This window comes from Salmonella sp. HY31, assembly GCF_042604575.1.
GTDB classification, from domain to species: domain Bacteria; phylum Pseudomonadota; class Gammaproteobacteria; order Enterobacterales; family Enterobacteriaceae; genus Salmonella; species Salmonella diarizonae.
In genome coordinates this window covers 483,328-496,946 of sequence record NZ_CP170479.1, presented here as the reverse complement: position 1 = coordinate 496,946, position 13,619 = coordinate 483,328, and the positions used below count along the sequence as shown (strand labels likewise).

Sequence of the window (13,619 nt, the reverse complement as noted above, 5' to 3'; positions counted from 1 at the left end):
CATTTGGATTGTCCGCTCCACCCAACATGTTGTTTCCTTAAGGTTCTCACACCAGAAAGGACATCAACATGCTGAGCAGAGAGGACTTTTACATGATAAAGCAAATGCGCCAGCAGGGCGCGTACATTGTCGATATTGCGACTCAGATTGGTTGCTCTGAACGGACGGTCAGACGCTACCTCAAATACCCTGAACCGCCAGCCAGAAAGACCCGCCACAAAATGGTTAAGCTGAAACCGTTTATGGATTACATCGACATGCGCCTGGCAGAGAATGTCTGGAATAGTGAGGTTATCTTCGCGGAGATTAAGGCAATGGGTTATACGGGCGGACGTTCCATGCTGCGTTACTACATCCAGCCCAAACGTAAAATGCGTCCGTCAAAAAGAACAGTTCGCTTCGAAACTCAGCCTGGATACCAGCTCCAGCACGACTGGGGCGAAGTTGAGGTGGAGGTTGCCGGGCAACGGTGCAAAGTTAACTTTGCGGTTAATACGCTGGGGTTCTCCCGCCGCTTCCATGTCTTCGCAGCACCAAAACAGGATGCTGAGCATACCTACGAATCACTGGTTCGCGCCTTCCGCTACTTCGGTGGTTGTGTGAAAACGGTGCTGGTTGATAACCAGAAGGCTGCGGTGCTGAAGAATAACAACGGGAAAGTCGTGTTCAACTCCGGATTCCTGTTGCTGGCCGACCACTATAACTTCCTGCCACGGGCATGCCGTCCACGCAGGGCCAGAACAAAAGGTAAGGTTGAGCGAATGGTGAAATACCTCAAGGAGAACTTCTTCGTCCGGTACCGCAGGTTCGACAGCTTCACTCATGTTAATCAACAACTGGAGCAATGGATAGCCGATGTGGCTGACAAACGGGAACTTCGCCAGTTCAAAGAAACGCCGGAACAGCGCTTCGCGCTGGAGCAGGAACATCTGCAGCCGTTACCGGATACGGACTTCGATACCAGTTACTTCGATATCCGCCATGTGTCCTGGGACAGCTATATCGAGGTTGGTGGTAATCGTTACAGCGTTCCCGAAGCGCTGTGTGGTCAGCCGGTATCGATACGAATATCGCTGGATGACGAGTTGCGGATCTACAGTAATGAGAAACTGGTGGCCTCACATCGCCTCTGTTCGGCATCGTCTGGCTGGCAGACAGTGCCGGAGCATCACGCCCCGCTCTGGCAGCAGGTCAGTCAGGTGGAACATCGACCACTGAGTGCCTATGAGGAGCTGTTGTGATGCATGAGCTGGAAGTCCTGCTGAGTCGCCTGAAAATGGAGCATCTGAGTTATCACGTTGAAAGCCTGCTGGAACAGGCAGCTAAAAAAGAGCTGAACTACCGGGAGTTCCTGTGCATGGCGCTACAGCAGGAATGGAACGGCAGGCATCAGCGCGGTATGGAGTCCAGGCTGAAGCAGGCTCGTCTGCCGTGGGTCAAAACGCTGGAGCAGTTCGACTTTACCTTCCAGCCGGGCATCGACCGTAAGGTTGTCCGGGAACTGGCTGGTCTGGCGTTCGTGGAGCGCAGCGAAAACGTGATCCTGCTGGGACCTCCTGGTGTCGGAAAAACTCATCTGGCCATAGCTCTTGGCGTGAAAGCGGTGGATGCGGGACATCGGGTACTGTTTATGCCACTGGACAGACTGATCGCGACACTGATGAAAGCGAAACAGGAAAACCGTCTGGAGCGTCAGCTGCAGCAACTGAGTTATGCCCGGGTGTTGATCCTGGATGAAATAGGCTATCTGCCGATGAACAGAGAGGAAGCCAGCCTGTTCTTCCGGCTACTGAACCGTCGATATGAAAAAGCGAGCATCATACTGACGTCAAACAAAGGGTTCGCAGACTGGGGAGAAATGTTCGGAGATCACGTGCTGGCAACAGCGATACTGGATCGGTTGCTACATCACTCAACCACGCTGAATATCAAAGGAGAGAGTTACCGGTTAAAAGAGAAACGTAAAGCTGGAGTGCTGACCAAAAACACAACGCCAATCAGTGATGATGAAATGGTGAAAAGCGGACAGCATCAGTAACGAAAGTATCTTAGCGGGCATGAAAATGGCAAATAACGGTCAAACATCGTGGCGTTGACAGCAACGACCCGTCCAGATAGACCGTGCTCCAGTGCGCTTTATTAAGGTGCCGACTCGGTCGTACATCGCTGTGCTGCTGGCGTAACAACTCTGCCAGTTCCGGGCTGGTTTTAAGAGAGGCTGCCGGGCGCCCTTCAACTTCTTTCACCATCGCGAAAAGTACATCTTCCACTTTAATTTGCGTGGCTTTCCAGTCGCTGTGGACGCTCTGCTCTGCGCCAGGTTTTGCCATGCAGTATTGCAGTAATTCCGAAATGGTCATTATCATTCCCCTTGTAGTGTCGCGATGATTTTACGTGAACCGCCGTGAATACGGTGCTCTCCCAACCAGATACCTTGCCACGTTCCTAACTGTAAACGGCCCTGACGCACAGGCAGCAGCAACGATACGCCCAACACTGAGGACTTAATATGCGAAGGCATATCATCCGCCCCTTCGTAATCATGTTCATACGCAGCATTATCGGGAACGGTTTTCAGGAAATGGCGCTCCATATCAGCGCGCACGGTGGGATCGCAGTTTTCGTTTAACGTCAGCGAGGCCGAGGTGTGTAGCAACAACAGATGCAGCAAACCCGTTTCGACAGGCGGTAAGCCAGACAATTTATCGACAATTTCATCTGTTATCAGATGAAACCCGCGCGGCTTCTCGCTCAGTGTAATGGTGCGCTGATACCACATAGGCTGCTCCTTACTAAAAACAAACGTCTCCTGAATAGTGTGCAGCAAGTCCGGAAAAGGTAAAAGCTAGCGGGGCAAGTTTGTGCAAAAATCATGCAAAAAAGGAGAGCCTGTCGCTCTCCTGATTTTTAGTACTCCGAGTTGACAATGACTTCCTCGCCAAACGCTCCTGCCTGCGGCAGCGGTTTGTAGGTGGAGTTAGCAGCGCGCAGGATGCGAATACCGCGGATACCACAATCACGAGCCGCGGTAATATCGTTATCCGAATCGCCGTAGAAGATACGCATATTTTTCTCCTGTAGCCACTGGACTTTCGTATTTTGTCCCGGTTTATCGCCGGCGAAAATCACCGGATTCATATTCGCCGCCGGAATATGGAAGTTATCCGCCAGCGTTTTCGACACGGTTTCCGTTTTCGTCTGACTACGACCAGTGACAAAGTAAATACTGTCACCACGTCGAACATGCATATCAATGAGCTGCCGGGCCACTTCTTTTGGAATACTGAACTCATCCCAGCCGTTGTTCATTTTTTCCCAGAAGGCCGGATTTTTCAGATAATCTTCGCTGTCCGGGGAGTAAGTTTTCTTTCCACGCCAGAACCCGGGGCTGGAAAATAACACGGTATCGTCAATATCAAAGCCGACCGCCATCGGCGGGCGCCCGGTGAGACTGTTTTCAATCTGGGCAACAGAGACCCAATGAACGGGGACTTGTTCCGCGAGTTTTATAACGTTAGTGCCCGGATTGAGCGTCGAAGGAGAGGAAACCAATGCATTCGCGGAACTGTTTAGCGTAAATAATAAACAGACGGCACTCAGTGCCAGGGTCATCTTTTTCATATTTTTCCCTTAAAATTCAAAAAATTATAATTATTAAGCTGAGTCTTTGCTCAAAAAACTATCTGACCATAACGCCAGTAACGGTCGAAAGGAAGAATTATCTGCGGTTTTGTTAGGAAAAAAGAGAATGATCACAACAGCCATTGCCAGGCCGGAGAACGCTGTTAACGCCGTCCGGCCTGAAAATTACATGACAGCGGCAAACGCCTTCGCCACGCGTTGTACATTTGAAGAATTAAGCCCGGCGACGCACATGCGACCGCTGGCTATCAGGTAAACACCAAACTCATCGCGCAACCGATCGACCTGCTCCGCGCTTAACCCGGTATAGCTGAACATACCGCGCTGCTGTAACAAGTAATCGAAATTGCGGTCAGGCATCTCCGCCTTCAGTACATTCACCAGCATCTGGCGCATTGACACAATGCGGGTACGCATCGCTTCGACTTCCGCCAGCCAACACGCTTTTAACGCCTCATCACCCAGGACCGTAGCGACCACCTGTACGCCGAAATTCGGCGGACTGGAGTAAATTCGGCGCACAGTTGCTTTTAGCTGCCCCAGAACCCGCGCTGCGATTTCGGCATCTTCACACACCACGGACAGGCCACCAACGCGCTCGCCGTACAGCGAGAAAATCTTCGAAAAAGAGTTACTGACTAACGCAGGCAACCCGGCGCTGGCAATAGCGCGGATAGCGTAAGCATCCTCGTCCATGCCCAGGCCAAACCCCTGATAGGCAATATCAAGGAACGGAATCAGATCGCGCGCTTTCAATATCTCAATCACCGCATCCCATTGCGAAGGCGTTAAATCCGCCCCGGTCGGATTGTGACAACAGGGGTGCAGCAGCACGATACTGCGCGCTGGTAACGTATTCAGCGTGGCCAGCAAATCGTTAAAACGGATGCCGTTAGTCGCGTCGTCATACCAGGGGTAAGTACTTACTTTGAACCCGGCCCCGGCAAATATCGCAATGTGGTTTTCCCAGGTGGGGTCGCTCACCCATACGCCAGCGTCAGGGAAATAACGTTTCAGGAAATCCGCGCCCACTTTCAGCGCGCCGGAACCGCCTAATGTCTGGATAGTGGCCACGCGCTGTTGCTGAAGAACCGGGTGATCGGCGCCAAAGAGCAAAGGCGCGATAGTATGGCGATAAGTATTGAGTCCTTCCATCGGCAGGTACAGCGAGGCGCCATGCGGCTGCGCGTTAAGCCGGGCTTCAGCTTCGGCCACCGCCTTTAGCTGCGGGATAATCCCGCCTTCGTTATAATATAGGCCAATGCTCAGATTCACTTTGTCGTGACGGGAGTCGTCTTTAAAACGCTCCATCAGTGAAAGAATCGGATCGCCGGCATAGGCGTCAACTTTTTGAAACACGCGATGGTTCTCCAGGTTTACAGAGGGCAGGAAATAACACAATAAACCGGAAGGGCGAGAAGATCGAGAGGATGTTGCGGTGGATGCGAATATTGCCGGATGGTGGCGTGAACGTCTTAGCCGACCGACAGCCAATGCGCGATACAGGCCGGATAAACGCGAGCGCCATCCGGCACGCCGCGCATTTAATCAATATACTTCATGGCCACCCTTGAGGTCAGGCGCGTGATAAGTTCGTAAGCACTTACTTTTGTCATTTCAGCGATACGTTCAACCGGCAAGCCTTCCCCCCATAAAACCACCGGATCGCCTGCTTTATCCTGCGCGTTTGGCCCCAAATCCACGCAAATCATATCCATCGCCACCCGTCCGACAATCGGGACTTCACGGCCGTTGACCAACACAGGCGTACCGGAAGGCGCCGCACGTGGGTAGCCATCGCCATAGCCCATCGCCACCACGCCCAGGCGCGTATCGCGCTCACTCACCCATGTCCCGCCGTAGCCCACCGGTTCGCCCGCTTTGTGGTCACGCGCCGCGATCAAACTGGAGGTTAAGGACATCACCGGCTGAAAACCAAAATCCGGCCCCCAGGGTTTGTGCTCCAGCGGCGATACGCCATACAAAATGATTCCCGGACGCGCCCAGTCAAAGTGAGACTGCGGCCACAGCAGAATACCGCCAGACGCGGCAATAGAGCGCTGACCGGGTTTGTCCTGACAGAAGGCGTTAAAAATGTCGAGCTGATGTTCGGTAGCGCCGCATTCCGGCTCATCCGCACGGGCAAAATGGCTGACGATATTCACCGGCTGGCGTACATTTTTACAGTGCGTCAGACGCTGGTAGAACGCCTCCGCCTCTTCGGGACGCACGCCGAGACGATGCATACCGGTATCCAGTTTCATCCAGACCGTCACTGGCTCCGCCAGCTCCACCGCCTCCAGAGCGGCAAGCTGCTCCTGATTATGCACGGCGGTATGCAGACGTTGCGCGGAAATGGTCGGCAGATCGGCGGCGTCGAAAAAACCCTCCAGCAGCAGGATAGGCTGCGTGATCCCGCCCGCTCGCAGACGTAGAGCCTCTTCAAGACGCGCCACGCCAAAAGCGTCAGCATCAGGGAGCGTTCGCGCGGTCTCCAGAAGACCGTGTCCATAAGCGTTCGCTTTCACCACCGCAACCAGCTTACTGGCAGGCGCCAGTTCACGCAGACGTTGCAGGTTGTGTCGCAGAGCGCGGCGGTTAATGACGACTGTTGCCGCTTGCATTTGAATTCCTTGTTAAAAGAATGACGAAGAGTTACTCATCATCGTATTGCGGTCCCGCATAGTTATCGAAGCGCGACCACTGACCGTTGAATGTCAGACGAACCGTACCGATAGGACCGTTACGTTGCTTACCAATAATAATTTCAGCAATGCCTTTTAAATCGCTGTTCTCGTGATAAACCTCATCACGGTAGATAAACATAATTAAGTCGGCATCCTGTTCAATAGAGCCGGATTCACGCAGGTCGGAGTTCACCGGACGTTTATCCGCGCGTTGTTCCAGAGAGCGGTTAAGCTGCGATAGCGCCACAACCGGCACCTGAAGTTCCTTCGCCAGCGCTTTCAACGAGCGAGAAATTTCGGCGATTTCCAGAGTACGGTTATCAGAAAGCGACGGCACGCGCATCAATTGCAGGTAGTCGATCATAATCAGACTTAACCCGCCATGTTCGCGGAAAATACGCCGCGCGCGCGAACGGACTTCTGTCGGCGTAAGACCCGAGGAGTCGTCAATATACATATTGCGTTTCTCCAGCAGAATGCCCATCGTGCCGGAGATTCGCGCCCAATCTTCATCATCGAGTTGACCGGTACGAATACGTGTCTGATCGACGCGGGACAGCGAGGCCAGCATACGCATCATGATCTGTTCGCCGGGCATCTCCAGACTAAAGATCAGTACCGGTTTATCCTGCAACATCGCCGCATTTTCGCAAAGGTTCATCGCAAATGTGGTTTTACCCATTGAGGGACGCGCCGCGACGATGATCAAATCCGAACGCTGTAACCCTGCCGTCTTTTTATTGAGATCCTGATAGCCGGTATCCACGCCTGTAACGCCATCGTGCGGTTGCTGGAACAACTGCTCAATACGCGCCACGGTAGCGTCGAGAATTTGGTCGATGCTTTTCGGACCTTCGTCTTTGTTGGCGCGGTTTTCCGCGATCTGGAAGACGCGCGACTCCGCCAGATCCAGCAGTTCGTCGCTATTGCGCCCCTGTGGATCGTAACCGGCATCCGCAATTTCATGCGCCACCGCGATCATATCGCGGACCACGGCACGTTCGCGCACAATATCCGCATAAGCGCTGATATTCGCCGCGCTTGGCGTGTTTTTAGACAACTCCGCCAGATAGGCGAAGCCGCCGACGCTGTCCAGTTGGCCCTGCCGCTCCAGCGATTCCGCAAGCGTAATCAGGTCGATAGGACTGCCGCTTTCCTGCAAGCGCCCCATCTCCGTAAAGATATGACGATGCGGGCGGGTGTAAAAATCTTCCGCCACCACGCGCTCGGCCACATCGTCCCAGCGCTCGTTATCCAGCATTAAACCGCCCAACACCGACTGTTCCGCTTCAATCGAGTGCGGCGGCACTTTTATCCCGGCAACCTGCGGATCGCGGTCGCGGGCATTAGTCTGTGGTTTGTTGAAGGGTTTATTTCCTGCCATAGTGAATGGAGTTACCGAGATAGTGATTGGGTCGAAAGATTACCACATTTCTTTTGGAGGAAGCATGGCAACGCGTATTGAATTTCACAAGCATGGTGGTCCGGAAGTGCTTCAAGCCGTGGAGTTTACGCCAACGGAACCGGCGGAACACGAAATCCAGGTTGAGAACAAAGCTATTGGTATCAACTTCATCGACACCTATATCCGTAGCGGACTCTATCCGCCCCCGTCGTTGCCTGCGGGACTGGGAACCGAAGCCGCAGGCGTGGTCAGTAAAGTCGGCAACGGCGTGGAGCACATTCGCGTCGGCGATCGCGTCGTCTACGCGCAGTCAACGCTCGGCGCTTACAGTTCCGTCCATAACGTCCCCGCTGATAAAGCCGCGATTTTACCTGACGCAATTTCCTTCGAACAGGCGGCAGCCTCTTTTCTCAAGGGATTGACCGTTTTTTACCTGTTGCGCAAAACTTATGAAGTGAAACCCGACGAACCTTTCCTGTTTCATGCCGCTGCGGGCGGCGTCGGTCTGATCGCCTGCCAATGGGCAAAAGCGCTGGGCGCGAAGCTTATCGGTACCGTCGGTAGCGCGCAAAAAGCGCAGCGGGCGCTGGACGCTGGCGCCTGGCAGGTGATTAATTACCGTGAGGAGAGCATTGTAGAACGGGTAAAAGAGATCACCGGCGGCAAAAAAGTTCGCGTGGTCTATGACTCCGTGGGGAAAGATACCTGGGAAGCCTCGCTGGACTGCCTGCAACGTCGGGGACTGATGGTCAGTTTCGGCAATGCGTCCGGCCCCGTCACCGGCGTGAACTTAGGTATTCTGAATCAGAAAGGTTCCCTGTATGCCACACGTCCTTCACTACAGGGGTATATTACGACGCGTGAAGAACTGACCGAAGCCAGCAATGAATTGTTCTCATTGATTGCCAGCGGCGTGATTAAAGTCGATGTGGCTGAAAATCAACGTTATGCGTTAAAAGATGCCCGTCGCGCGCATGAAGTGCTGGAAAGTCGGGCCACACAGGGCTCAAGCCTGCTGATTCCGTAATAGCTCTGCAAAGAAATTGGGCTTCCACCTGGGAAGCCCTTTCTTTTTTTGCTCGGCCGTATGTAGGGTACAGCGCGATGAATTCGTTACCTGCGTAATCATGACAGATTTAATAATCGATTCCTATTTGCTTGTGAGGGCAAAGTTTCAGGTTGTGACGAACCGCTCAATACCTTAGTAAAACCGACGGTTATTGCGCTGATACTGTGGGATTTTTGGCCTTTTTACTGCTTTGATCACCCACACCACAGCTACCGCCAGCAGTAGCCACGGTAACAACTTGATCATCAAGGCGAACATCCCGCCCAGGAACATAACGGCAGTCGCCACGACCAGCGCGGCCAGAATGCCCAGCAAGGAGACGCCAGTCACCATTAGCATCAGAAAAAAGCCAAGCACAAAAAGTAGTTCCAGCATAGTCGCTCCCCATAAAGATGGAATTGCCCGGCGGCACGGCGCTTACCGGGTCTACTCAGGCAAATTAAAGCAAAAAACATGCCAATATGTATATTATTGATATATAAAGAAAACTCTCTGCAAATGGGTACAGATCGTGGTGAGATTGACTAATTTTTGGCGAACTTTTAACGCTTGTCTGCCACCAGTTTTAGCGCCTGTTCCAATACACCAACATCCGCGCCAGCTTTATGGGCGTTTTCGCTCAGGTAGCGACGCCATTGCCGCGCGCCTGGAATGCCCTGGAACAACCCCAGCATATGGCGAGTGATATGCCCCAGATACGTTCCCTGGCTCAATTCACGCTCAATATAGGGATACATAGCGCGAACCACCGCAACCGGGTCGGCATCAGTGGTATCGGCGCCAAAAATCTCCCGATCCACCGCGGTCAGTATACCCGGATTCTGGTAAGCTTCGCGGCCAACCATTACGCCATCCATATGGCGCAGGTGCTCCTTCGCCTCTTCCAGCGATTTGATGCCGCCGTTGATGGACATGGTCAAATGCGGAAAATCCCGCTTTAGCTGATATACGCGCGGGTAATCCAGCGGCGGGATCTCACGATTTTCTTTCGGGCTTAAGCCAGAAAGCCAGGCTTTGCGCGCATGGATAATAAACATCTCGCATTCGCCCTGACCAGAAACCGTATCGATGAAATCACACAGAAAAGCATAACTGTCCTGATCGTCAATACCAATGCGGGTTTTCACCGTCACCGGAATCGAGACGACATCACGCATGGCTTTAACACAGTCTGCGACCAGTTGCGCATTGCCCATCAAACAGGCGCCAAACATACCATTTTGCACGCGATCGGAGGGGCACCCCACGTTGAGGTTAATTTCATCGTAGCCACGCGCTTCCGCCAGCTTTGCACAATGCGCAAGCTGAGCCGGATCGCTTCCACCAAGCTGTAAGGCGACCGGATGCTCTTCTTCGCTGTAAGCCAGATAGTCACCCTTACCGTGAATAATCGCGCCTGTGGTCACCATTTCGGTGTAGAGCAGCGTCTGGCGAGACAGTAAACGCAGGAAATAGCGGCAATGTCTGTCCGTCCAGTCGAGCATAGGAGCCACACTAAACCTGCCACTCCAGTGATTGTCAGTATTTTCAGATAGTGCGCTGGTTTGGCTGGTTTTTAGCATTTCAAGATTACCGTGCATTTTTTGACATTTACGTTTATTTCTCGTATCCGGTTTCTGCCCAAACGGTCATACGCATGGGAAACGGAAAGAGTGAGATACTGGAATGGCATACTATAACATAGAGAAACGACTGAAATCCGATGATGAGCCATGCTACCCCAGCACAGCGTTGCTCAAGGAGAAAAGCGTCATCATAACTGCTCACGATTTACCGCAAAAATATGCTGTTCAGCCCGGAGAATAACAGGCGTTTCGGGGTGAAAAAATCGTCACAGATATCCTTTCGGGTTAACTAACTGGAACCTACGGCTTTCCCGTTCTGCATCGAAATATCTCGAAGCCTCGTCACGTACCCTCTACCCCTTCCATTGGTATCACGAAGATTCCAGTAATATTTTGTTTAGAACTCAATGATTACCTTTATCGCTTTTTCATTAGCTGCATGTTTAAAAACATCATAGGCTTTCTCAATAGCGTTAAATTTAAAATGATGCGTTACCAGTTTTTCTGTCTGGAGCCTTCCTGAACAACAATTACTCATCAGTAAACCTATCGTATTGGTATTGACTAAACCCGTTGTGATCGTCATGTTTTTACTCCACAGTTTTTCTATAGAAAATTTAACAGGTTTTCCGTGAACACCAACATTAGCTAAATTGCCGCCTTCCTTAATAATACTTTGGCAAATATTCCAGGTTGGCTCAATACCTACAGCTTCAATGGCGCAGTCAACGCCACGCTGTTGGGTCAATGCCATAATATTATTAATAGCATCCTCCTTCTCTGGATTTATCGTATAATGAGCCCCCATTTCTTTAGCCATTGTTAAACGGTTATCATCTATATCTATCATTATTATATTAGAAGGAGAGTAAAGTTGTGAGGTTAACAGACAACTCATCCCTACAGGGCCAGCCCCAACTATAGCTACCGTATCGCCTGGTTTTATCTCTCCATTTAAAACGCCGATTTCATGCCCTGTTGGTAAGGCATCAGATAACAAAACACCGGTATCTTCATTAAGGTTTTCGGGCAATAAATATAATGAGTTATCTGCATAAGGGACACGGACATACTCCGCCTGCGTTCCATCAATCATATAACCCATGATCCACCCCCCTTCATTTTGACAGTGAGAATAAAGTTGTTTCTGGCAATTTTCACAAGAACCACACCGACTGATACAGGAAATAATAACTTTGTCTCCTTTTTTAAATTTGGTTACAGATGATCCGATCTCTTCTATAACACCCACACCCTCATGCCCCAGAATTCGACCATTAAACGAGCCGAACTTGTTCAGTGCGATCTCCTGAATCTCAGGGTTTTTTCCTTTAAGTATTCCAAGATCTGTCCCACAGATTGTGGTCTTAACCATCCGGATAATAACATCACCCGAATTAAGGAGCTGCGGCTTTTGACGCTCTTCAAAACGAATATCATGCTCGCCATAATAGACCATCGCTTTCATGGAAATACTCCTTTTGGTTGTTGCAAAATTGTACTGTAATGGTTAATTTATAAGACTTTTGTGGAAGCCCCCTAACTTTGAAAAAAATCTGTCGAAACTTATTCTATTTTTATAATCTGTTGATACTATGGGGAGTGTGGTTAGCGGGCATTTTTAAACGACAAGACAATCATTCAAGTAATGATAGCGTATAACTCATTAAATTATAAAGAATCCACTTCACCAGATAGCGCAACCTGAATGACAAAGAGATAATATTAACTATTCATTTGCTCATACTATGCAAGATGTGTTTCTTATTTTATAAGATAGAATTGTGCTGCATATTCGTCATGTTGAAGACAATAGTCCTTAATAGATACAGTAGCCACACGGCGAATAAAGATTATGCGGTGAAAAAAGCTCTGCTATGGCATAACGCTAAACCGGAGGCATTACACCTCCGGTGAAAACGCCTCAGAATGTCATCGTAAGCTGCACGCCCGCCCCCCAGGTTTCATCTTCGCCGTACAGCCCCATTAAATCGAGATGTACGCGGTTAAAGGGCGCAAAGCCAAGACCGCCAGTAACCACATTGCTATCATTATTTTTCACATCCGCACGATACCCTGCGCGCACTGCCAGCCATGATAACGGACGGACTTCAGCGCCAACGCCAACGTACTGTGAATTGTCTTCGCTCTTAAAGCCTTTCGTTTCCGTCAGATCGCCATCGGCGCTTACGGTCAGCAAATCGTTATGCCATGCGACGCCCGCAGTGACCAGGGGGCGGATTTGGTATGTATCTTTATAGTTGGTAGTTTCTCCCGTCATACCATTGGTAATATAAATATCTTTCGTATCGATATCGCGAGATACCAGATTTTGCCCGCTCAGCCCCAACGTCCAGTTTTCACCGACATCGGCAGCAAGCCCCGCATCAACGTTAAAGCCAGTATCGTCATTACGATAACGGCTGCTATTCCAGTCGCTACTGTCGTAGTTATAAATTGACGTGGTGTAGTTATAGAGCCAGGTTTTTTGCAGTTTTGGCGTAACGCCAATGGAAACAGGCACGTCGCCCACCGCAAACTGCTTCGCCAGCGCAATACCGTAGTCAGACACAATCGCTACCCGCCCCGACGCGGTAGAGTTTAAATGCTTTGTAATTTCATCAGACCCCAGCAGGGCAGCGCGTCCTGCTTCACGAAGCGCGATACTTTCATCATGCTGGATATCGCGCAGATACTGAATATCGTTCTGATCAATGGACGAACTCACGCGCCCATGCGCATAACCTTTGGCGATAAACGCCACGGAAAGCGTTTGTCCTGGAATACTTACCGCCAACCCGGCGCCGGCATTGGCACGGGCGGTTTTTCCGTTGAGATATTCCAGCTCATCGGCCAAATCGCGCGCGGCCCCCTGAAATTGATTCAGCACGCCGCGCGGATTGAGCAGAATTTGCCCCAGCGTAAGGTTATCGATGACCTCATCGTAGTAATCCACTTTATCGCTGATATCATCAATTTCATCCTGGAGATTGTCTTTATCGGTAATCTGGACGCCGATTGCAGGAAGGACAACAGTGATATTGTCTTCCGGTTTGGCTTTTGCCAGTAATGCCGGGTTTAACAGTACTCCGCTGCCATAATTCGCGGACGCTACGCCCGTCCCGCCCATTGCGTCATTACGCGCTTCTGTCCAGGTATTGGCGGCGCTCGCCTGCTTTGCCATACAAAGCGAGACCGCGATAGCAATTAGTGAAAGTTTGACGTCTTTGTTCACAGTTAGCCCATCTTAT

General features: G+C 51.1%; 12 protein-coding genes and 2 pseudogenes. 4 read left to right on the top strand and 10 right to left on the bottom strand.

Going from position 1 to position 13,619, the window contains the following annotated elements; all coding sequences use genetic code 11:
* The first annotated feature begins 68 nt into the window (after window positions 1-68).
* Together istA and istB are read left to right on the top strand one after the other, a co-directional pair.
* Window positions 69-1,241: an IS21-like element IS21 family transposase gene (gene istA, locus ACE15A_RS02375; RefSeq protein WP_000952373.1), complete on the top strand. Its 1,173-nt coding sequence runs from the start codon at window positions 69-71 to the stop codon at window positions 1,239-1,241.
* Window positions 1,241-2,038 carry an IS21-like element IS21 family helper ATPase IstB gene (istB, locus tag ACE15A_RS02370; RefSeq protein WP_000544830.1) on the top strand — a complete coding sequence of 266 codons (798 nt, stop codon included), beginning with the start codon at window positions 1,241-1,243 and terminating at the stop codon, window positions 2,036-2,038. Before istA ends, istB begins: the two co-directional genes overlap by 1 nt.
* Before the next feature lie 61 nt (window positions 2,039-2,099).
* Here istB and ACE15A_RS02365 read toward each other — a convergent pair.
* The 6 genes and pseudogenes from ACE15A_RS02365 to dnaB all read right to left on the bottom strand — a co-directional run.
* Window positions 2,100-2,360 (bottom strand): annotated as a pseudogene (locus ACE15A_RS02365) (MmcQ/YjbR family DNA-binding protein); the annotation flags it as partial.
* Window positions 2,361-2,362: 2 nt separating this feature from the next.
* Window positions 2,363-2,779: a secondary thiamine-phosphate synthase enzyme YjbQ gene (locus ACE15A_RS02360; protein ID WP_053508377.1), complete on the bottom strand. Its 417-nt coding sequence runs from the start codon at window positions 2,777-2,779 to the stop codon at window positions 2,363-2,365.
* A 128-nt stretch (window positions 2,780-2,907) separates the two neighbouring features.
* Window positions 2,908-3,621, bottom strand: coding sequence for an acid phosphatase AphA (aphA, locus tag ACE15A_RS02355; RefSeq protein WP_053508376.1), 714 nt, complete (start codon window positions 3,619-3,621; stop codon window positions 2,908-2,910).
* 186 nt (window positions 3,622-3,807) lie between these two features.
* Window positions 3,808-5,001 carry an aromatic amino acid transaminase gene (tyrB, locus tag ACE15A_RS02350; RefSeq protein WP_064055770.1) on the bottom strand — a complete coding sequence of 398 codons (1,194 nt, stop codon included), beginning with the start codon at window positions 4,999-5,001 and terminating at the stop codon, window positions 3,808-3,810.
* Between the two features lie 185 nt (window positions 5,002-5,186).
* Window positions 5,187-6,266: an alanine racemase gene (gene alr, locus ACE15A_RS02345; protein WP_001147305.1), complete on the bottom strand. Its 1,080-nt coding sequence runs from the start codon at window positions 6,264-6,266 to the stop codon at window positions 5,187-5,189.
* Between the two features lie 31 nt (window positions 6,267-6,297).
* Window positions 6,298-7,713, bottom strand: coding sequence for a replicative DNA helicase (gene dnaB, locus ACE15A_RS02340; RefSeq protein WP_064055771.1), 1,416 nt, complete (start codon window positions 7,711-7,713; stop codon window positions 6,298-6,300).
* 64 nt (window positions 7,714-7,777) lie between these two features.
* On the opposite strand from dnaB, the gene ACE15A_RS02335 reads away from it, so the two are divergent.
* Window positions 7,778-8,761 carry a quinone oxidoreductase gene (locus tag ACE15A_RS02335; RefSeq protein WP_053508373.1) on the top strand — a complete coding sequence of 328 codons (984 nt, stop codon included), beginning with the start codon at window positions 7,778-7,780 and terminating at the stop codon, window positions 8,759-8,761.
* A 174-nt stretch (window positions 8,762-8,935) separates the two neighbouring features.
* Here ACE15A_RS02335 and pspG read toward each other — a convergent pair whose 3' ends face one another.
* Window positions 8,936-9,178 carry an envelope stress response protein PspG gene (pspG, locus tag ACE15A_RS02330; RefSeq protein ID WP_023246287.1) on the bottom strand — a complete coding sequence of 81 codons (243 nt, stop codon included), beginning with the start codon at window positions 9,176-9,178 and terminating at the stop codon, window positions 8,936-8,938.
* 167 nt (window positions 9,179-9,345) lie between these two features.
* Window positions 9,346-10,383, bottom strand: coding sequence for a tRNA dihydrouridine(20/20a) synthase DusA (gene dusA / locus ACE15A_RS02325; RefSeq protein WP_088760315.1), 1,038 nt, complete (start codon window positions 10,381-10,383; stop codon window positions 9,346-9,348).
* A gap of 85 nt (window positions 10,384-10,468) precedes the next feature.
* Here dusA and ACE15A_RS02320 point away from each other — a divergent pair.
* Window positions 10,469-10,558 (top strand): annotated as a pseudogene (locus ACE15A_RS02320) (integrase); the annotation flags it as partial.
* A 207-nt stretch (window positions 10,559-10,765) separates the two neighbouring features.
* On the opposite strand, the gene ACE15A_RS02315 reads toward ACE15A_RS02320, so the two are convergent.
* Both ACE15A_RS02315 and ACE15A_RS02310 read right to left on the bottom strand, forming a co-directional pair.
* The gene (locus ACE15A_RS02315) at window positions 10,766-11,836 is read right to left on the bottom strand and encodes a zinc-dependent alcohol dehydrogenase family protein (protein WP_053508371.1); all 1,071 of its coding nucleotides are present in this window, start codon (window positions 11,834-11,836) and stop codon (window positions 10,766-10,768) included.
* 456 nt (window positions 11,837-12,292) lie between these two features.
* On the bottom strand, window positions 12,293-13,603 hold the full coding sequence (locus ACE15A_RS02310) for a conjugal transfer protein TraF (RefSeq protein ID WP_053508369.1): 1,311 nt from the start codon (window positions 13,601-13,603) through the stop codon (window positions 12,293-12,295).
* Window positions 13,604-13,619: the final 16 nt, after the last annotated feature.